This window comes from Blastococcus sp. TML/C7B, assembly GCF_016612845.1.
Classification (GTDB): Bacteria; Actinomycetota; Actinomycetes; order Mycobacteriales; family Geodermatophilaceae; genus Blastococcus.
Genome location: NZ_JAEOAA010000002.1, coordinates 864,501 through 883,567 on the forward strand (window position 1 = coordinate 864,501; position 19,067 = coordinate 883,567).

The 19,067-nt window shown below is 74.5% G+C and carries 15 protein-coding genes and 1 pseudogene; 7 read left to right on the top strand and 9 right to left on the bottom strand.

Annotated features, from left to right (window positions below; genetic code table 11):
* The first annotated feature begins 14 nt into the window (after window positions 1–14).
* On the top strand, window positions 15–749 hold the full coding sequence (locus JKP76_RS17050; protein WP_200492043.1) for a TetR/AcrR family transcriptional regulator: 735 nt from the start codon (window positions 15–17) through the stop codon (window positions 747–749).
* A 105-nt stretch (window positions 750–854) separates the two neighbouring features.
* Complete coding sequence (locus JKP76_RS17055) at window positions 855–2,198, top strand: ammonium transporter (protein WP_200492044.1); 1,344 nt, start codon at window positions 855–857, stop codon at window positions 2,196–2,198.
* A 30-nt stretch (window positions 2,199–2,228) separates the two neighbouring features.
* On the opposite strand, the gene JKP76_RS17060 is transcribed toward JKP76_RS17055, so the two are convergent.
* A complete protein-coding gene (locus JKP76_RS17060) occupies window positions 2,229–2,654 on the bottom strand; it encodes an RDD family protein (protein ID WP_200492045.1) in 426 nt (141 codons plus the stop codon).
* A 161-nt stretch (window positions 2,655–2,815) separates the two neighbouring features.
* Between JKP76_RS17060 and glnA the strand changes: the two are divergent.
* The 3 genes and pseudogenes from glnA to JKP76_RS17075 all read left to right on the top strand — a co-directional run bounded on the left by glnA (window position 2,816) and on the right by JKP76_RS17075 (window position 5,851).
* A pseudogene (gene glnA, locus JKP76_RS24215) lies at window positions 2,816–4,250 on the top strand (type I glutamate--ammonia ligase).
* A 415-nt stretch (window positions 4,251–4,665) separates the two neighbouring features.
* Window positions 4,666–5,697 carry a hypothetical protein gene (locus JKP76_RS17070; protein ID WP_200492046.1) on the top strand — a complete coding sequence of 344 codons (1,032 nt, stop codon included), beginning with the start codon at window positions 4,666–4,668 and terminating at the stop codon, window positions 5,695–5,697.
* A 7-nt stretch (window positions 5,698–5,704) separates the two neighbouring features.
* Window positions 5,705–5,851: a hypothetical protein gene (locus JKP76_RS17075; protein WP_200492047.1), complete on the top strand. Its 147-nt coding sequence runs from the start codon at window positions 5,705–5,707 to the stop codon at window positions 5,849–5,851.
* A gap of 91 nt (window positions 5,852–5,942) precedes the next feature.
* Here JKP76_RS17075 and JKP76_RS17080 read toward each other — a convergent pair whose 3' ends face one another.
* From JKP76_RS17080 to JKP76_RS17090, 3 genes are all read right to left on the bottom strand, one after another.
* The gene (locus JKP76_RS17080) at window positions 5,943–6,272 is read right to left on the bottom strand and encodes a hypothetical protein (protein WP_200492048.1); all 330 of its coding nucleotides are present in this window, start codon (window positions 6,270–6,272) and stop codon (window positions 5,943–5,945) included.
* Window positions 6,273–6,398: 126 nt separating this feature from the next.
* The gene (locus JKP76_RS17085; protein ID WP_200492049.1) at window positions 6,399–7,127 is read right to left on the bottom strand and encodes a glutamine amidotransferase; all 729 of its coding nucleotides are present in this window, start codon (window positions 7,125–7,127) and stop codon (window positions 6,399–6,401) included.
* Between the two features lie 23 nt (window positions 7,128–7,150).
* Window positions 7,151–7,996, bottom strand: a complete 846-nt coding sequence (locus JKP76_RS17090) for an SDR family oxidoreductase (protein WP_200492050.1) — start codon at window positions 7,994–7,996, stop codon at window positions 7,151–7,153.
* Window positions 7,997–8,071: 75 nt separating this feature from the next.
* On the opposite strand from JKP76_RS17090, the gene JKP76_RS17095 reads away from it, so the two are divergent.
* Entirely contained in the window at window positions 8,072–9,235 is a 1,164-nt protein-coding gene (locus tag JKP76_RS17095) for an iron-containing redox enzyme family protein (RefSeq protein ID WP_242471990.1), read from the top strand.
* Here JKP76_RS17095 and JKP76_RS17100 read toward each other — a convergent pair.
* The 4 genes from JKP76_RS17100 to JKP76_RS17115 form a co-directional block, all read right to left on the bottom strand.
* Window positions 9,123–9,437, bottom strand: coding sequence for a CDGSH iron-sulfur domain-containing protein (locus JKP76_RS17100; RefSeq protein ID WP_200492051.1), 315 nt, complete (start codon window positions 9,435–9,437; stop codon window positions 9,123–9,125). The genes JKP76_RS17095 and JKP76_RS17100 overlap by 113 nt on opposite strands.
* Before the next feature lie 71 nt (window positions 9,438–9,508).
* Window positions 9,509–10,267, bottom strand: a complete 759-nt coding sequence (locus JKP76_RS17105; RefSeq protein WP_309229591.1) for an aquaporin — start codon at window positions 10,265–10,267, stop codon at window positions 9,509–9,511.
* A gap of 95 nt (window positions 10,268–10,362) precedes the next feature.
* Window positions 10,363–14,685: an alpha-(1->3)-arabinofuranosyltransferase family protein gene (locus JKP76_RS17110; protein ID WP_200492052.1), complete on the bottom strand. Its 4,323-nt coding sequence runs from the start codon at window positions 14,683–14,685 to the stop codon at window positions 10,363–10,365.
* 17 nt (window positions 14,686–14,702) lie between these two features.
* Window positions 14,703–15,671 carry a porin PorA family protein gene (locus JKP76_RS17115; protein WP_200492053.1) on the bottom strand — a complete coding sequence of 323 codons (969 nt, stop codon included), beginning with the start codon at window positions 15,669–15,671 and terminating at the stop codon, window positions 14,703–14,705.
* A gap of 319 nt (window positions 15,672–15,990) precedes the next feature.
* On the opposite strand from JKP76_RS17115, the gene JKP76_RS17120 reads away from it, so the two are divergent.
* Window positions 15,991–17,268 carry a glycosyltransferase family 4 protein gene (locus tag JKP76_RS17120; RefSeq protein WP_200492054.1) on the top strand — a complete coding sequence of 426 codons (1,278 nt, stop codon included), beginning with the start codon at window positions 15,991–15,993 and terminating at the stop codon, window positions 17,266–17,268.
* Here JKP76_RS17120 and JKP76_RS17125 read toward each other — a convergent pair.
* Entirely contained in the window at window positions 17,265–19,061 is a 1,797-nt protein-coding gene (locus JKP76_RS17125) for a hypothetical protein (RefSeq protein ID WP_200492055.1), read from the bottom strand. The genes JKP76_RS17120 and JKP76_RS17125 overlap by 4 nt on opposite strands.
* Window positions 19,062–19,067: the final 6 nt, after the last annotated feature.

The following is a 19,067-nucleotide window of genomic DNA, read 5'->3' on the forward strand; positions in this document are numbered from 1 at the left end:
GTTAACTTCCGCCCATGGCCGACTCCCCGACCTCTCCCCCGCGCTCCGGCACCCCGGAACGCCCCCGCACCCTCGGGCGCCCGCGGCGCACCGGCGTCGCCCCCGCCGGCGACCCGCGGCAGGAGATCCTCGAGTCCGCGGCACGGCTGTTCGCCGACCGCGGCTACGCGGCGACGACCATGTCGGAGATCGCCCGGTCGGTCGGGCTGGGCCAGTCGTCGGTCTACTACTGGTTCCGCTCCAAGGAGGACCTGCTGCTGGCGCTGACCGGCGCCAACCGCGAGTCGCTGGAGGTGGCCCGCCGGCTGGCCGCGGCCGCCACTCCCCCGCCGGTGCACCTGTACGCCGTCCTGCACGCCGACGTGCTGCAGATGTGCCGCGGCGCGCTGGACTTCTACGACCTCGAGCGGGCCGCGCACGCGCAGCCGGACTCGTTCGCCGAGATCCTGGCCGACTACGGGCAGCTGCGCGCCGAGCTCGAGCGGATCGTCGCGGCCGGGATGACATCCGGCGACTTCCTCGCGGGCGACCCGCGCGCCGCGGTGACGGCCTGCCTCGCGCAGACCGAGGGGGTGCAGCACCGGTTCCGGACGCCGACGCCGGACGACGCCGGCCGAGGTGCGGTGCTCCCCGACCCCGCGGCCGCGGCGCAGCTCGCCGCGCGGACCGCGGTGCGCGCGCTGCTCGCCGATCCGGCCCGCTCGGCCGAGGTCGAGCGGGCGGCCCTGGCGGCGGGGGACGAACCGTAACCTGCGCGACACGAATTCGATAACGCATCGGAACGACGCCTCCGCAGACTTCCGATAGCGCATCGAAGGTGTCGGTGCGCCCCGGCCGTCCCCCTGGAGGCGCACATGGATCCGACCACGACCGGCAACACGGCATGGCTGCTGACCGCGATCATCGCGGTCGTCCTCATGCTGCCCGGCCTCGTCCTCTTCTACGGCGGGATGGTCTCCCGCCGGACGACGACGAACATGATGATGATGGTCTTCGGCGCCTTCGCCCTGACCGCGTTCACCTGGGTCGCCGTCGGCTACTCCGCCGTCTTCGGCGACTCCCTCGGCGGCGCCGGCCTGCTGGGCAACCCGCTGGAGTTCGCCGGCCTGGGCCAGCTGCTCTCCCCCGACGACGCCGACGGGCTGCCCCCGCTGGGGCTGGCCGCCATCCACCTGAGCTTCGCCGGGCTGACCATCGGCATCATCGCCGGCGCGGCGGCCGACCGGATGAAGTTCGGCGCCTGGATGGTGTTCGCCGGCCTCTGGGTCGTGCTCTGCTACCTGCCCGTCGCGCACTGGACCTTCGCGTTCGACGCCGAGGACGGCAGCACCACCGGCGGCTGGCTGGCCAACGTGCTCGGCGCCGTCGACTACGCCGGCTCCACGCCCATCCACGTCAACTCCGGCATCGCGGCGCTGGCCCTGGCGATCGTGCTCGGCAAGCGCCGGACGTGGCCGGTGCAGCCCAAGGCGCACAACCTGCCCTTCGTCGTCGTCGGCGTCGGGCTGCTGCTCACCGGCTGGCTGGGCTTCGACGGCTCGGCGCTCGGCGCCGCGGACAACGACGCCGCCGTCGCCATCTTCAACACCCTCGCCGCCGCCTGCGCCGGCGCCTGCGCCTGGCTGGTCGTCGAGAAGGTCCGCGACGGGCACGCCACCACGCTGGGCGCCTGCTCCGGCGCGATCGCCGCGCTGGTCGCGATCACCCCGTCGTGCGGCACGGTCTCCCCGGTCGGGGCGATGGCCATCGGCGTGGCCGCCGGCGTCGTCTGCTACTTCGCCGTCCTGCTCAAGCACCGCTTCGGCTACGACGACGCCCTCGACGTCGTCGCGCTGCACCTGGTCGGCGGCATCGTCGGCGCGCTGGCCATCGGCCTCATCGCGCACCCCGACGCCCCCACCGGCGTGGCCGGCCTCCTCTACGGCGGCGGCGCCGGGCTCCTCGGCAAGCAGGCCCTCGCGCTGCTGGCCACCTGCGCGTGGACGTTCACGCTGACCTTCCTGCTGGCCAAGGTCCTCGACCGGACCGTGGGCATCCGGGTCACCCCGGAGCAGGAGCGCCAGGGCCTGGACACCGCGCTGCACGCGGAGAGCGCCTACGAGAACCCCTCGGCGCTGGCGCACCAGCCGCGTGGGCACGCCGAGCAGGAGCACCACCTCCACCTCGGGGCGGAGCTGGAGCCGGCGCAGCAGCCCTGACGCGGGGCCGCCGTCGTCCGCGGCCGGGTGCTACGCCCGGTCGCGGACGACGGCCGTGCCGGTGAGCCGGTCGTGCAGGCCGCGGCCGTCGGCGTCGACGAGCAGGGCAGGCACCAGCAGCACGAGCAGCGCGGTGCGGACGACGGCGCGCCACAGGTCGAGCCGCTGCCCGGGCCGCGGGTGGGCCAGCCGCAGGCCGAGCAGCCGCATGCCGGGGGTCTGGCCCGCGACCACGAGGAACACGACGGTGAGCGCCGCGAACGACACCAGGCTCCAGTTGCCGGGCAGCTCGGGAGCGGTGAACAGCCCCGCCACCAGGGCCGCGGCCAGCGAGTCGATCAGGAAGGCGCCGATCCGCGTGCTGAACGCCGCCAGCGAGCCGGCGCCGTCGGCCGGGAGCCCCAGGGAGGCGCCCCGCCGTCGCTCCTGAGAAGGTGGCTGCACGTCCCTGCCCATGACTGCCAGCCTAGAACCTGGCTCGAAGCACCCCTGGAACGCGCCGGACGGGAGCCCGACACGCCGGGCCGCGTTGTTACCGCCCCGAAACACTCGGGACACGGCGGGGCAACTCCGCCCTCGTAGCTTCTCGTTCGGCCGTCCACAAACCCGGAGGATCGATGTTCAACAGTCCCGACGAGGTCGCCAGCTACATCCGCGACAACGACGTCGAGTTCGTCGACGTGCGCTTCTGCGACCTGCCCGGCGTCATGCAGCACTTCACCATCCCGGCGTCGACCTTCGGTGAGGACACGTTCTCCGACGGTCTGGGCTTCGACGGGTCGTCGATCCGCGGGTTCCAGGCGATCAACGAGTCGGACATGCTGCTGCTGCCCGACGCCAACAGCGCCTTCGTGGACCCGTTCCGCAAGCACAAGACGCTGAACGTCAACTTCTTCATCCACGACCCGATCACGCGCGAGGCCTACAGCCGCGACCCGCGCAACGTCGCGAAGAAGGCCGAGGCGTACCTCGCCTCCAGCGGCATCGCCGACACCGCCTACTTCGGGCCCGAGGCCGAGTTCTACGTCTTCGACTCGGTCCGGTACGACACCTCGATCAACGAGGGCTACTACCACATCGAGTCCGAGGAGGGCTCCTGGCGCTCGGGTGCGGCCACCGAGCTCGACGGCAGCCCGAACCGCGGCTACAAGGCCCGCCCCAAGGGCGGCTACTTCCCGGTCGAGCCCTACGACCAGCAGAGCGATCTGCGCTCGGACATGATGGTCAACCTGACCAAGGCGGGCCTCCAGCTCGAGCGCGGCCACCACGAGGTGGGCACCGGCGGGCAGGCCGAGATCAACTACAAGTTCGACACCCATGCTGCGCTCGGCCGACAGCCTGATGCTGTTCAAGTACATCATCAAGAACACCGCCTGGGCCGCCGGCAAGACCGCGACCTTCATGCCCAAGCCGCTGTTCGGCGACAACGGCTCGGGCATGCACTGCCACCAGAGCCTCTGGAAGGACGGGCAGCCGCTCTTCCACGCCGAGACCGGCTACGCGGGTCTGTCCGACATGGCCCGCCACTACATCGGCGGCCTGCTCGCGCACGCCCCGTCGCTGCTGGCCTTCACCAACCCGACGGTCAACAGCTACCACCGCCTGGTGCCGGGCTACGAGGCCCCGATCAACCTGGTCTACTCGGCCCGCAACCGCTCGGCGTGCCTGCGCATCCCGATCTCCGGTGACAGCCCGAAGGCCAAGCGCATCGAGTTCCGCGTGCCCGACCCGTCGGCCAACCCCTACCTCGCCTTCTCGGCGATGCTGATGGCCGGCCTCGACGGCGTGAAGAACAAGATCGAGCCGCCGGCGCCGGTCGACAAGGACCTCTACGAGCTGCCGCCCGAGGAGGCCCTGGGCATCGAGAAGGTCCCCGCGTCGCTGGACGCCGCGCTGGACAACCTCGAGGCCGACCACGAGTACCTGATCGACGGCGGGGTCTTCACGCCCGACCTGATCGAGACGTGGATCGACTACAAGCGGGCCAACGAGATCGACCCGATCCGCCTGCGCCCGCACCCGCACGAGTTCGCGATGTACTACGACATCTGAGTCGCCTGGCATCTGCGTCCCGTCGCACGCCGCGGCCCCCGTCCTGCCCGCCAGGACGGGGGCCGCGGTGCGCCCAGGCTCTGCCGCGGCTCCCGATCGTGCAGTTGCCGGGGTCATCCCGCTGTCGAGGCCCCGACAAGTGCACGCTCGCCCAGTGGTTGCGCGAAGGCCCGGACGTGCCCATCGACCCCGGGGCGACTGATGCGGATGGGGCCAGTCCCGTTTCGCAAGCGGCTCTCAGGTGAACCCGTCGGTCGGCACTGCCGAACCTAGGCGCATGCGAACACTGAGCAAGCGCGTGGCGGCTTCGCCGAACTCCGTCGGGCGGCCTCGCGGCGTCCGACGCCTGTCGCTCGGATCGAGCGCTGCGCTGTCCGTCCACAGTGGTCGCGCAGCCGCGGCAGTGGTCCTGGCCGTGACCCTGACCGCCTGCGGCGGTTCCAGCTCCGACGGCGGTACGACCACGGAATCAGGAGCCGCCGGACAGGAGTCCAGCCCCGGCGACGTCCTGACGGCGGGGCAGCTGTCGACCGTGCTCCTCAGCCCGGCCGACCTCCCCGAGGGGTACGTGCTCAGCTCCTCCACCGATGACGAGGAGGAGGACGACACCGACTTCGGCACGTCCGAGTGCGCCGCCGCGCTCGAGGCCGGCATCGGCGACGACGACGACAGCGACGTCGTCGCCGAGGTGGAGCGGAGCTTCGACGCCGGCGAGGAGGCCATCTCCTCCCTGAGCCAGTCCGTGAGCTCGAACGAGGACGAGGACGCCCTTGCCGACGCGCTCGACGAGCTCAAGGGCATCATCGACGACTGCGACGAGCTGACGTTCTCCGCCGACGGGGTCCCGGTGACGCTCTCGATCAGCACGCTGGACGTGCCCGAGCACGGTGACGACACCCTGGGCATCCGCATGAGGGGGCAGGTCTCGGCGTTCCCGATCGAGTTCGCCCTCGGCTTCAACCGTCTGGGCCACAACATGCACAGCGTCTTCGTCGGCGGCCTCGGGGAGGCCGACGTCCCGGCGCTCCGCGCGGCGATGGACGCCGGCTTCGAGAAGCTCGAGAAGGCGCACCTGGTCGCGAAGGACGCGCCGGTCGCCTCGGAGACCCCCGCCGACTCGCCGTCGAGCTCGCTCAACACGGGTGGCCCGGGCGCCTACAGCGGGACGACGGAGGACGGTGTCGAGATCGCGCTGGCTCTGCCGGCGCCGGCCACTGCTCCGCTCGCGAGCGACGTAGCGGCCTATCTCCAGGCCGTCGGCGGGCCGCTTTGCCGACGTCACGCTCGTCCAGGTGGAGCTGACGAACAACAGCACCGAGGAGACCTACCTCGGAGGCGTGACGGTGGTCGGGAAGGACGGGACGCAGGTCGAGCTCGAGGACCTCGTCGGGCTGCTCAACGAGACCGACGACGTCGACCCCGACGCGTACAGCGCGACCGGTGGTGACCTGAACATGCAGTTGAGCGATGCCCAGCTCGGCGACCTGAAGCCCCGCGCGAAGGGGTCGCAGCTGTTCGCGCTGCGGAGCATGGCCCCGGAGGACGTGGTCGACGTGTACGTCAGCGCGAGCTACACCGACGTCCAGCTGGCTCTGGACTAGCCCGCCCCGCCCGATCGGGGCACGCGGTTCGTGCACGAACCGCGGTCATCCCGCCGTCCGGACGACGGTTCGTGCACGAACCATCGGCGGCTCAGAGGAGGTCGAGCGCCCACTCGACCACGTTCCAGGCGCCCACGACGACGAGCAGCAGGACCGCCGTCAACGCTCCGAAGCAGCCGGCGGCCTCCGCCCGGTCTCGCCAGGGTGACTGCTCGATCGGCGCCGGGGGCTGCGGCGACGGCAGCGGACGACGGAACCACTCCGCCGCGTGCTCCTGGGTGCAGAAGTCGGCTACCCAGTAGCGGAGTTCGCCATCCTCCTCGCGGGACACCTCCACGCGGAGCTCAGTCGCGGCCCAGTCCTCGGCGTCGAGAGCGCCCCCGCAGAGATCGCAGGTCAGGACGTCGTCGGTCTCGGGCATGAGGAGGCACCCTAGACCGGGACCGATCCGATCTCGCGCCGATTTCGCAGGGCCGCCGGACCGGCCGCGGTGTGTGCACGAACCGCGGTCATCCCGGCGCCCGGACGACGGTGAGTGCACGAACCGTCAGGCGTAGCGGTCGGCGAAGGCGGCGAGGATGCGGGCCGGCTCGGTGACGACGGCAGGGGTGACGCGGGCGACGAGCTCCTCGAGCTCGGACGGCGGGAAGTAGCCGGCGTCGCGGTAGACGTGGATGCGGGTGACCAGCCCCGCGACGTCGAGCTCCGGGTGGAACTGGGTGGCGTAGACGTTGCGCCCGACGCGGAACATCTGCACCGGGCAGCCAGCGGAGCCGGCCAGCAGCGTCGCGGACGGCGGCAGCACGCGGCACGCCTCCTTGTGCCCGACGAAGGCGTCGAACGACGCGGGCATGCCGGCGAGCAGCGGATCGGCGCGGCCGGCGCCGGTGAGCTGCACCCGCACGGCGGAGATCGGCTCCCCGTAGGTGCGGTCGACGACGCCGCCCTGGTGGACGCCGAGGGTCCCGATGCCGTAGCAGGCGCCGAGGAACGGGACGTCCCGGGCGACGACGTCGTCCAGCAGCCGGGCCAGGTCGCGCTCCACCCGGCGCTGGACGTCGCTCTTCGCCGGCTCCGGGTCGCTGGCGTTGAACGGGCTGCCGCCGAGCAGGAGGCCGGCGTACCCGTCCAGGTCGAGCTCGGGCAGCGGCCCGGCCTCGACGCGGATGCGGTGCAGCCGGTGCTCGGCCAGACCGGTCGCGCGCAGGAAGCCCGCGTACTCGTCGTCGGCGGCGTCGTCCTCGGGCCGGGTGGAGAGCAGGAGGAAGGGCCGCACGCCCGGATCGTAGGTGGGGCGGCTCAGCCGGTGCGCCGCTCGACCGCGGACCGGGCGGCGGCGCGGATGCGGCCCGCCTGCCGGGAGAGCACCGCGTCGAGCACCCGGTTGACCGGCGTCACCTCGCCCAGCCGGGCGGCGCCGGCCCACCGCGGCACCGAGATCGTGCGCGACCGCGGCGCGGTGAGGCAGTCCGCGATCCGGTCCGCCACCCGCCCGGGCGCGATGCCACGGGACAGCCGGCCCTCGGCGTCGGTGTCGGAGACCGGCGCGTGCCCGTGGCCGCGGGCGAGCCACTCGGTCTCGACGAAGAACGGGTTCACCGTGTGCACCCGCACACCGCGGGCGGTCACCTCGCGGCGCAGCCCCTTCACGAACCCCGCGAGCCCGGCCTTCGTCGCCGAGTAGACGGTCAGCGGAGGCACCTGCGCCCAGGCGGCGACCGAGGAGACCGCGACGACGTCGGCCCTCCCCCGCTCGCGCGCGGCGGCGAGCAGGTGCGGCAACGCCAGCCGGGTCAGCTCGACGGCGCCGGTGAGGTTGAGCGCGACGATGCCTTCGACCACCTCCCCCGGCATCTCCTCGACCAGCCCGGCCCAGCCCAGCCCCGCGTTGAGGACGACGCCGTCGAGCCGGCCGTGCTCGGAGAGCACCGCCTCGACCAGTCGGACCCGGTCGGCGGCGTCGGCCACGTCTGCGGTCACGGAGGTCACGCCGGGCAGGGCACCGACGGCGTCCGCGAGCCGGTCGCCGTCCCGGGCGCAGGTCACCACCCGCGCACCACCGAGGACCAGCCGCTCCACGGTGGCGCGGCCGATGCCGGCGCTCCCTCCGGTGACGACGACGACGCGCGCGCTGAGCTCAGGCATGGCGGGGTCCTACCCACGGGGGACATCACATGCAGCAAGGCTTCGATCGCGCTGGTCCTGGGCATGGTCGACCTCATGCACCTGCCTGCTGCCCGCGGTCCCCTCAGCGAGTCCCTCGTCCGCGACCTGGCCTCCGGCTCCGCGCTCTCCGCCGGGACCGTGACGGCCGCCGACCGGCTGGCCGACGACCCGGCCGGCGCGTTCGCCGACGAGGACCTGCAGCTGTCGCTGGCGGTCTGCTACGAGCTGCACTACCGCGGTTTCGACGAGGTCGACGACGCGTGGGAGTGGGATCCGCAGCTGTTGGGGCTCCGTGCCGGGCTGGAGCGCCGGCACCTGGCCGCGCTGCGGCACCTGGTCGGGCCGGTGCCGGTCACCGACGAGCCGATCGACGTGCAGCTGACCCGGGCCATCACCGAGGACGACGGCCCGTCGCTGTCGAGGTTCATGGCCCGCGAGGGCAGCCTCGAGCAGTGGCGGGAGTACCTGGTGCTGCGGTCGGTCTACCACCTCAAGGAGGCCGACCCGCACACGTTCGCCGTGCCGCGGCTCTCCGGCCGGACGAAGGCCGCGATGGTCGAGATCCAGGCCGACGAGTACGGCGGCGGATCGGCCGCCCGCATGCACAGCGAGCTGTTCGCCGGCCTGATGCGCGACCTCGACCTGGACGCCGGCTACGGCGCGCTGTGGGAGGACGCACCCGCCGTCGCCTTCGCCAACGTCAACACGATGTCGCTGTTCGGCCTGCACCGGCGGTGGCGCGGCGCGGCGCTCGGTCACCTGGCCACGGTCGAGATGACCTCGTCGGAGCCCAGCCGCCGCTACGCCGCGGGGCTGCGCCGGCTGGGCTACGGCCCGTCGACGTCGGTCTTCTACGACGAGCACGTCGAGGCCGACGCGGTGCACGAGCAGATCGCCTCGGTGGACATGTGCGGGTCCTTCGTCGCGGAGAACCCCGCCCTCACCGAGGACGTGCTGTTCGGGGCGCGCTGCTCCCTGGCGATGGACGGCGTCGCCGCCCTGTCACCTGCTCGGCGCGTGGGAGGCGGGCCGGTCGGCCCTCCGCCGCGAGCCCTCGCTGGCCGCCTGAGCCGGCCGGGCCGCCCGGTCAGGCCGGGACGTCCGGTCAGGCCGGGACGTCCGGCTCCGCCCGGAGCTGGGCGGCGGGGCGGGGTCGGCTCGGTGCGCTGGGCGCGGAGAAGCCGGCCCGCTTGTGCGTGCCGTCGCAGAACGGCTTGATCCCGGACTTGCCGCACCGGCACAGCGCGATCGTGCGGCGCCCCGGGTCGATCTCCCCGCCGTCCTGGTCGAGCAGCCGGAAGTCGCCGCGCACGATCAGCGGCCCGTCGCGGTAGGGAGTGATCGTCGCGCCCTCGGCGTCGTCGGCGCCCGGTTCGACGTCGTCGGGCAGGTCGGACTCGGCGGACTGGGGGCTCGGCACTCCCCCACTCTGCCCCGCCCCCGCGGCGGTCACACGCCCGGGCGGGCGGCGCGACCCGCACGGGGGACGGCTCAGCTCCGCCGGCCGGTCTGCTCCTCGGGCAGCTGGACGCCGGTCTCGTCGGTACCGGCCTCGGCCTGGGCGGGGGTGAGCGTCGGGGGCGCCAGGAAGCGGACGGCGCCGACGGCGATCACCGCGCCGACCAGCGGGGCGACGATGAACAGCCAGACGTGGGCCAGCGGGTCGCCGCCGGCGAACAGCGCCGGGCCGAGCGACCGCGCCGGGTTGACCGAGGTGCCGTCCAGCGGGATGCCGATCAGGTGCACGGCGGCGAGGGTGAGGCCGATGGCCAGCCCGGCGAAGCCCGGCGCCGCGGCCTTGCCGGTCACCAGCAGGACCACCGCGACGAGCACGAAGGTCAGCAGCACCTCGAGCAGGAACGCCCCGCCGCCGCTGATGGTGGCGCCCCAGTCGTTGGCGCCGAGCACGCCGGTCTGGTCGGTGACCTCGCCGAAGTCGCTGGTGAGCAGCTGGAGCAGCGCGGCGCCGGCGATGCCGCCGGCGAACTGGACGACCCAGTAGGCCCCGGCCTCGGCCGCGGTCATCCCGCCGGACAGCAGCACGCCGAGGGTGACCGCCGGGTTGATGTGGCAGCCGGAGACCGGCCCGATCGCATAGGCGAGCGCGAGCAGGGTGAGGCCGAAGGCCAGCGCCACGCCGAGGGCGCCGATGCTGTCGATGCCGCCCACCGCCGCACCGACGGCGAGGAACACGAGCAGGGCGGTGCCGAGGAACTCGGCGACCAGCGAACGGGGAAGCGTCGGTGGCACGGCGGGACCTCCGGGGTCGGCCTCTGCGGGCGCGCCCAGGATGGCCCCGCGGAGCCCACGAGGACAGGAGTTGCTGCCCGGTTCCGGCAGGTTTCTCAGGTCCTCGATCTGGCGGGGAGGAGCCGCGCCACCCGGCGCCGCGCGACCGCCCCGAGCCGGCCCACCCGGCGCAGCGCTCCCGCCCCGAGCCGGCCCACCCGGCGTACCGCCGTCCCGACCCGGCCCTGCCCCAGCCGCCGCAGTCCGCGGACCGGGAGCACGCCCGCCGCCGCGGCGGCCAGCGCCGTGATCGCCAGCACCTGCCGGGCCGTTCCGGTGCCGTCGGGCACGACCAGGAGCAGGAGGCCGGCGGTGAGGAGTGCGCCCGCGGCCACGGCGCCGAGGACGGCGGCCGCGCGCGCCCCGGCTCTCCGGCCCACCGCCCAGAGGAGGGCGAGCAGGACGACGCCGACCGCGCCCCCGACCAGCGCCATCCCCAGCGCGACCAGGGCCACCAGCGTGGCACCGGTCCACGCCGTCGAGACGCTCGACCGGCGCCGTCCGCCGGCAGGGACGACCACCGGGCGGGCCGGGAGGAGGCAGAGCAGCACGAGCAGCAGCACCGCCACGGCGCCGACGAGCAGCGCCCGGTCGTAGTCCGCGGCGGGCGCGAAGTCCAACCGGACGGTTCCGCCGGGGCCCTCCGGCAGCAGGTAGCCCTGCATCCACCCGTCGACCGTCACGGCGCGGAGCTCGGTGCCCGACAGCCGGGCCACCCAGCCCGGATTGGCGTTCTCCGGGACCACCAGCAGCTCCGGTTCGCTCCGGTCGCCGACCCGCACCTCGCGGTGCTCGGCGTCCCAGCGGGTCCGCTCGACAGCCGTCCGGCCGTCGGGCGCCGGTTCGTCCGCGCCGTCGGCCCGCGTGACCGTGACCGACTGCGCCGTGAGCAGCCGGCCGGCGCGGGCCTGGAGCCGGTGCTCCCCGTCGTCGAGGGCGACCACGTCAGGGGCGTCCCCGCAGATCCGCAGCGGGATGGGGCGGACCGCCAGCAGCGCGCCGAGCGTCGTGGTCGCGGCCGTCTGCAGCACCACCCCGTCCAGCTGCACGTCGGGCCCGGTCCCGCACGGGAACTCGACCGGCGCGTCCGCGGCCGCCGCCGGGTTGGGCCCGCCGACCTCGAGCTCGCTGACCCCGATCCCCAGCTCGACGTCCCACCGGTTGCGCGGGTCGTACGTCGTCCGGACGTCGGGCATCTCGAGGGTCACCGACACGCGGTCGGTCACCACCGGCGCGAACCGCGTGCTGCCGTCGGCGTCCAGCTCGAGGGTGCGGCGCAGGCCACCGATGTCGACGGTCACCGCCCGCGCGACCGAGACCGGGGCGCCGGGGTCGGTGACGACGCGCAGCCGGTCCACCGTGCGGGGCTCGGGGAAGGTCAGCGTCAGCGTGGGCCGGCTGCCGTCGACCCCGCCCAGCCACGTGGTCCGCGGGTCGCCGTCGACGGCGGCCCCGGGGCTGGCCCGCGGGTCCCACACCGCGCTGCCGGACTCCGCGCGTGGGCCGCCGCGCACCTGGGCGAGCAGCGCATCCAGCTCCGGCCCCAGCCGGGGCAGCCCGGTCACGGCGACCGAGTGGTCGGAGGCGCCGGCGGTCTCGAACACCCGGTCCAGGATCAGGCTCTCCTCGGCCGCGTCGGCCAGGGTGGCGGCGCACCGGGGCGCGCCCCCGGTGTCGACGACGCAGCCGGAGGTGCCCGCCGAGACGTCGAAGGCGTAGACCTGCACCGGCTCCTCGATGCCGGGGGCGACGACGGTCCGCTGGATGGTGACCCCGGGGATGGCCACCTCGGCGAGCGAGAGGCCGGCGCCGTGGGTGCCGTCCGCCTCGTCGACGACCGTGCTGATGGTCAGCGAGCGGGTCGCCCCGCCCGGCAGCGGGAGGATCTGGGCCTCCCCGGTGTCGGCCACCGGCACGGTCACCTCGCCGGCGTCCGTGGTCAGCCGCAACCGGTCGGGGCGGGCACCGTCCAGCGGCCGGCCGAGCCGGACGATGATGCCCGTGGCGGTGAACGGCTCCGTCGTGGTCAGCCGCCACCACGACGGCGCGGAGGCACCGGCCCACGGCGCCGGCTGCCAGGCCGTGAGCAGGTTGCGGTCCAGCGCCGACCACGGCTGGGCGTCGAGCTGGGGGGCCTGGAAGCCGTCCGCGTCCGACGCCGAGCTGGAGGCGCTGATGTGCCCGTTGAAGTAGGCGACGGTGGACTCGGCGCCGCTCAGCCCGGGCACCGTGTAGTCGCGCGCCGGTGCGTCCAGCCGCAGCGGGTCCCACACGCCCAGGCCGGCCGAGGTCGCGCCGGAGATGCGGCCGAAGTTGCGTTCCCGGCGGACCCACGCGTCGCTGAGCATCACCGGGCCCGCCGGCACGTCCAGCTCCCCCGCGGTCACCGTCGGGCGGTCGGTCACCAGGCCGCGGTCCTCCAGCGCGAGCACCGCGTCGGGACCGCCGTGGACGCCGACCACCGAGGACAGCGGTGCCGTCCAGGCCGGTGGCGCCACGTCGGCCACCGCGTAGACCTGGATCGCGGGCGCCGGCTCGACCAGCCCGGCGTCGACCACGACCCCCCGGTCGGACACCTCCTCGCCCTGGACCGGCCCGAACTCGGCGACCTCGGTGATGCCCGGCGAGTTGGCCAGCGCCTGCCGGACCAGCAGGGGACGCGTCGCACCCGACGAACCGGGATCGAGGTCGTTGCGCAGCACCAGGTGGGAGAAGCCGGCGCGGGCGAGGTAGGGCGCCAGTCCGGCCGACCCCTCCCCCCGGGACAGCCTCGCCTCGACCGCGTCGAGCACCCGGATGTGCCCCGCGGGTGTCAGCGGGATCTGGTTGCGGACGTCCCACGGCGACTCCGCGAGGGCCTGGATCGGCTCGTCGGTGGCCGACCCCCACGCGTAGGTGGGGAACGAGGAGCCGGGCACCAGCAGCGCCCGGCCGCTGGGCTGCTCGGCGGCCAGGAACTCCGCCGCCTCGCGCCAGTGGTCGGGCACGTCCTCGAAGCCCGTCGGCGGGACCAGACGTCCGGCGAGAGCGGGTGACACGGTGGCCACCAGGGCCAGCACGAGCCCGGCCACGAGCGCCCGCGACGTCCACCTCGCGGCGGCCGCCGAGCGGGCGCCCAATCCCGGCCCGGCGCCCCGGCCCGGCCACCGCACCAGCACCGCCGCGAGGTGCGCCAGGCCGAGCACCAGGGGCAGCCGCAGCAGCGGGTCGAACTTGTGCACGTTCCGCAGCGGGGCCAGCGGTCCGTCCAGGGCCTCGTGCAGCCACCCCGCCGCCGCCCCGTCGACCGAGGCCAGGTGGCCCATCGACACCAGGGCCGTCCCCGCCACCACCGCCAGCACCAGCCAGCGGCGCTCGGGCAGGTCACGCCGGCACAGCGCGACCAGCCCCGCCGCGGCCAGGACCACCGTGGCCCCGGCCGGGATCGCGTCGCCCACCAGCGACCACCCCGCCGGCCAGACCGGCCCGGCCGAGGTGCGCAGCGGCGCCAGCCAGTGCGAGGTGCCACGCAGCACGCTGAGGACGTCGGTCGGCGCGGTGGTCGACGCAGCTGTCTCGATGTAGTCCAGGAAGCGCGGGCTGTACCGGCCCAGGAGCAGCAACGGCCCGACCCACCAGGCGGTCGCCAGGCCCACCGCCACGACCCACCAGGCCATCAGCCGGCGCCGCAGCGGCCCCGCCGGCCGGGTCAGGACGAACAGCGCGGCCAGCGGCAGCGCGGCGGCCGTGGCGACGGCGTTCACCCCGCCGATGCAGAACACCGCCAGGCCCGATCGCAGCGCGGCGCGCCGGGCCGAGCCGTGCAGGGCGATCCCGGCCAGCGGCACCACCACCCACGGCGCCAGCGCCATCGGCACCATCTCGACCGAGTGGGCCCCCAGCGACGTGATCATCCGGGGGGCGCAGGCGTACGCGACGCCGGCGAGCACCGCGGTCGCCGGCGTCCCGATCCTCAACCGGCGGGCCAGGACGACCACGCCCAGGTAGGCGACGCTCAGCAGCAGCGCCAGCCAGAGCCGCTGGACCAGCCAGGGCGGCAGGCCGATCAGCCGACCGGCGGCGAAGAAGGGGCCCATCGGGAAGAAGTAGCCGTAGGCCTGGTTCTGCAGCTGCCCGGCCGCGCCCTCCGGCTCCCACAGCGTCAACGCGCGGTGGAGGAAGTCGACGGGGTCCACCGCCAGGTCGAGCTTGGTGTCGCCGACCACCTGCCCCGGCTCCTGCAGCACCGCCAGGACCACGAAGCCGAGGCAGACCAGCGCCGACCGGAACCGGACGAGCAGCGCCCCCGCCCCCGGGCGCACCCGCCCGGCCCGATCCGCCGGAGGGGCGGGGACCGGCACGGCCGGTGCGGTGACCTCGTCGAGGGGGATCGTCGCCATGTCGCGGGAGCCGCCGCTCAGGACACCGGGACGGGGTGCCCGAGGGCCCCGCCCGGTACCTGTCCGGCCGGCAGTGCACGCCCGCGGGCGACGAGCAGCCCGCCCAGGCCCAGCAGCGCCACCCCCGTGCCCGCCGCCGCCCAGGAGAGGACCCCGTCAGCGCCGTCCTGCTGCCCGATCGCCGCCCGCGCGCGGGCCACGGCGTCGGCGTCGCTCTCCTCCGACGAGGCGAACGCCCCGCCGAGCAGCACCGCGCCGGGGGTGCCGTCGGCTCCCCGCAGCCGGGTCAGCCGGATGTCCTCGCTCGCCACGACGACCCCGCTGACCGGTTCGACGAGCAGGAACCGAGTCGTCCCGTACAGGACGTCGGCCGGCGCCGTCGCCTCCGGGGAGCCGACGAGCAACCCGGGCACGGTGACCGCGCGGAGCACCTGCTCGGGGACGCGGTGCTCGAACCGCTGGACCTCGAGCCCGTGGAAGCGCTCGGTGCCGAGCAGCCGGACGGGGAAGGAGGCCTCCGCCGTGTCGTCCCACATCATCCGGTCCTGGGCGGCGGCCCCGGGCGGGAAGGCGAGGGTCAGCCCCCGCACGTCCACGCGCCGGCCGTCCACCGCCTCCACCGGGCAGTCGACGGCCTCCCGCGTGCGCCGGTCGAGGCAGGCCGTCGTGGTCGTCGTCGAGAGCAGCGTCCCCTCCGCGGTGCGGGCCGTCGTCTCCGACACCCGCACGGCGGTGTCGTCGTCCACCTGCCCGGCCTCGGCGTCGTCGTGGACCCGGACCTCCACCGACACGTCCACGCCGGTGCGCTGCTCGAAGGTCACGGGGTCCAGCAGCGTGACGTCGGAGCCCTCGACGACCGTCTCGTACGCCTCCTCCACGGGGAGCAGCGGCATCCGCGACCCCGACGCCGCCGACGCCGGCAGACCCACGGCGAGCACGACGCCACCGAGCACGGCGACGGCCCGCCCGGCTCCCCGTGCCCCCATGCGGCTCCCCTTGGTGGAACGGTCACGTGGGCGCCCGTCCGGCAATTGTCCGGACCCCGGCAGCCATTCCGACCGGTCCCGTGACGCATCGACGTCGGGTTCGTATCACGCGGCGCTGCGCGCGGGAACCCTTCGTCACCCTCCTGACCAGCGCGCATTCCCGGCAGCTCGGAAGGCGGGCGAAATGTGCACCCCGCGTGAGCGCACAATTGCTCTCAGTCAATGGATGCGCCACCCATTCGGGGATGCGGGATTCCGTACCGAGAAAAGACATAACCGTCGGCTCGACAACGCGCTCTCTTCCATTACCGTGCCGCGAATGCTCAGGGCCTCCGAGGACACCGACGTGCTCTTCGTGAACTGGCGCGACCTCAGCCATCCGGAGGGCGGTGGCTCCGAGCGGTACGTCCACCGCATCGCGGAGGGCCTCGCCGCGGCCGGCCTGCGCGTGTCGCTGCTCTGCGCCGCGCACGGGCGCGCTCCGGCCGAGGAGGTCGTGAACGGCGTCCGGATCGTGCGTCGCGGCGGCCGGCTGACCGTCTACCCCCGGGCCCTGTCCCACGTCCTGCGCCACCGCCCGCGGCTGGTGGTGGACGTGCAGAACGGCATCCCGTTCGGCAGCACGCTGGTCACCCGGGCGCCCGTGACGGTGCTGGTGCACCACGTGCACCGCGAGCAGTGGCCGATCGTCTTCGGCCGCGTCGGCGGCCGGCTCGGCTGGTGGATCGAGTCGGTCCTCGCACCACGCCTCTACCGCCGGGCCCGGTACGTCACCGTCTCCGAGGCCACCCGCACCGAGCTCGTCGAGCTCGGGATCGACGCCGCCCGGATCGACATCGTCCCGGTCGGTGTCGAACCGACCCCCGCCGTCCGGTCCGCGCGCTCGCCCGCACCGGAACTGCTCGTCGTCGCCCGGCTCGTGCCGCACAAACGGGTCGAGCACGCGCTGGCGGTGCTCGCCCGGCTCGCCGACCGCTGGCCGGACCTGACCCTCACCGTGGTCGGTGAGGGCTGGTGCGAGCCGGAGCTGCGCGCCGAGGCCGAGCGCCTCGGGGTGACCGACCGGGTGACCTTCGCCGGGTTCGTCGACGAGCAGACCAAGCACGAGCGGCTCGCCTCGGCCTGGGTGCACCTGGTCCCCTCGGTCAAGGAGGGGTGGTGCCTGGTGGTCAACGAGGCCGGCGGGCACCGGGTGCCGACCGTCGGCTACCGGTCCGCCGGCGGTCTGCGCGAATCGGTCGTGGACGGCGTCAGCGGCGTCCTGGTCGACGACCTCGAGGAGATGGTGACCGCCACCGCGCAGCTGCTCGAGGACCGCAGCACGCGGGAGGCGATGGGCGCCGCCGCTGCCCGGCACGCCGCCTCGCTGGCCTGGGGGGCGAGCGCGCGGGCGTTCGCCGCGGTCCTGGCCGCCTCGGCCCGCTCCGCGTCCGCCGCGGGCGCGCGCACCGCCCTCGGTCCCCTGGCCGCGGCCCTCGACCGCATCGCGACCGGCGACGCCGCCGGACCGGCCTCCGTGACCGGCCGCGTGCGCCTGGCGCGGCTGGCCCGGGGCCCGCGGGCGCTCGAGGAGCTCGCGGCCCGGCGCACGGACTAGTTCCCGCTCAGCCCCTCGGGCCACGGCGTGCCGACGACGACGTCGTCGACGCAGACGGTGCCGGCCGGGGCACCCGACGCCCGGACCGCGACCGGCCCCTGCTGACCCGTGACGACGAACATGACCCGGCCGGTGCCGGCGGGGACCGTCACGTCCTGCCGGTCGTCCCCCACCGCCAGGTGCACCGTGACCTCCGCCGGGCTGTCGTAGCCGAACCGGAGCACCTGGAGGCCGAACCAGATCGGGACGTCGCCGAGCACCTGGCCACCGGCGGGCAGCGGCCAGCCGCAGCCCGGAACCGGTCCCGACGCCTCCAGGATCGGCTCCAGCAGCGTGATCGGGCGCAGGACGGCGTCCTGGTCGAACATCCCCATCTCGGTCGCCGGCCGGTCGAAGGGGCGTGGCTCGCCGACGGTGCGGAGGGTCGCGTCGAGGTCGAAGGACTCGAAGATCGTGACGTGCACCGGCGGGAGCGTGCTCACCACCGACACCTCCGGCCGGGCGTCCATCGTCTCCAGCACGTCGGACACGAAGGTGGCCGCGCGGGTGTGCTGCAACTCGTCGACGATCAGCGCGCTGCTGCCCAGCGAGCTGACGACGAGCAGCGCGCTCACCGCCACGGCCGGGAGCGCCCGTCCGGCGAGCCGACCGGTCCACGCCGGTGCGGTGGACGCCCGCCGCGGCCCGCTGAACGCCGCGCAGCAGCCCAGGACGACCACCGGGATGGCGTCGGTGATGTACCGGGGGTCGCGCGCGGCGATGGCCAGGTCGGATGCGCGGGTGAGCTGGACCAGCGCGATGTCCACCGCCAGGTAGCCGGCGACCAGCAGCCACGCCTTGACCGCGCGCCCCCTCCGCAACCAGATGCTGACCGCGACGACGACGGCCACGAGCACGGCGACGAGCACCGCCCGGACCGTGCCGGCGTCCGCCGCCACGGTGTCGTCGGCGCCCTCCGCCGTCCACGGGCCACCGACCAGCCCGGGCAGCAGCATGGAGAAGACCGTCTCGGCGGTCGTGGAGAGCACGGCTCCCGGCTCGGGTGCCAGCTCGGACCGGCCCACGACGGACAGGTAGAACGGCACGTAGCCGGCGACCAGGAGCGCGTGCGGCAGGAGGTAGGGCCAGGAGCGCGCGACCCGGCGCAGGCTCTCCCACCACGGGGTGCCGGCCTCCTCGACGAGCACCAGGACGGCGACGAGGGCGGGCAGGACGAGCACCGCCTTCTCCCAGAACAGCAGCCCCGTCGCCGTGCCGACGGCCGAGAGCGCGGCCCAGCGCCAGGAGCGCTCACGGTAGGCCCGGACGCCGCCGATCAGCACCGTGAACAGGGCGATCTGCAGCGGCAGCGCCTCCAGCCCCGCCGCCAGCCAGGTCGCCGACGGCAGCGCCAGGGGCGTGAAGAGGTAGACGGTGAACGGCACGAGGACCCACGGGGACCGGCCGAACAGGAGCCGCAGCACCACCAGCAGCAGGCAGGACGCGGTCAGCTGGAGTGCCAGCAGGAGCAGCGCCGCCGGGACGAAGGAGAGCCCGGGGTCACTGCCGAGGACGGCGTAGACGAGGTTCGGCCCGATCTCCAGGTGGCCGTTGTGCTCCCGCACCAGGAACTCGCGTGACAACCCCCACCGCTGGAACATGCTCAGGTGGAACAGGTCGTCCTGCCACAGGCTCGAGCCCAGGACCAGGACCGCGCGCACGACGGTCTGCAGCGCGACGAGGACGAGGCCGCCGACGAGCAGCGGGTCCGCCTGCCGGGCACGCCGGTCCTCCGTCGCCACCCCGTCGCGCATCCCGGG

Bases quoted from the DNA above. Each gene is read 5' to 3' on its own strand.
- JKP76_RS17050 (WP_200492043.1), top strand. From the start codon at position 15: ATGGCCGACTCCCCGACCTCTCCCCCGCGCTCCGGCACCCCGGAACGC.
- JKP76_RS17055 (WP_200492044.1), top strand. From the start codon at position 855: ATGGATCCGACCACGACCGGCAACACGGCATGGCTGCTGACCGCGATC.
- JKP76_RS17060 (WP_200492045.1), bottom strand. From the start codon at position 2,654: ATGGGCAGGGACGTGCAGCCACCTTCTCAGGAGCGACGGCGGGGCGCC.
- JKP76_RS17075 (WP_200492047.1), top strand. From the start codon at position 5,705: ATGCAGTTGAGCGATGCCCAGCTCGGCGACCTGAAGCCCCGCGCGAAG.
- JKP76_RS17080 (WP_200492048.1), bottom strand. From the start codon at position 6,272: ATGCCCGAGACCGACGACGTCCTGACCTGCGATCTCTGCGGGGGCGCT.
- JKP76_RS17090 (WP_200492050.1), bottom strand. From the start codon at position 7,996: ATGCCTGAGCTCAGCGCGCGCGTCGTCGTCGTCACCGGAGGGAGCGCC.
- JKP76_RS17095 (WP_242471990.1), top strand. From the start codon at position 8,072: ATGCACCTGCCTGCTGCCCGCGGTCCCCTCAGCGAGTCCCTCGTCCGC.
- JKP76_RS17110 (WP_200492052.1), bottom strand. From the start codon at position 14,685: ATGGCGACGATCCCCCTCGACGAGGTCACCGCACCGGCCGTGCCGGTC.
- JKP76_RS17115 (WP_200492053.1), bottom strand. From the start codon at position 15,671: ATGGGGGCACGGGGAGCCGGGCGGGCCGTCGCCGTGCTCGGTGGCGTC.
- JKP76_RS17120 (WP_200492054.1), top strand. From the start codon at position 15,991: ATGCTCAGGGCCTCCGAGGACACCGACGTGCTCTTCGTGAACTGGCGC.
- JKP76_RS17125 (WP_200492055.1), bottom strand. From the start codon at position 19,061: ATGCGCGACGGGGTGGCGACGGAGGACCGGCGTGCCCGGCAGGCGGAC.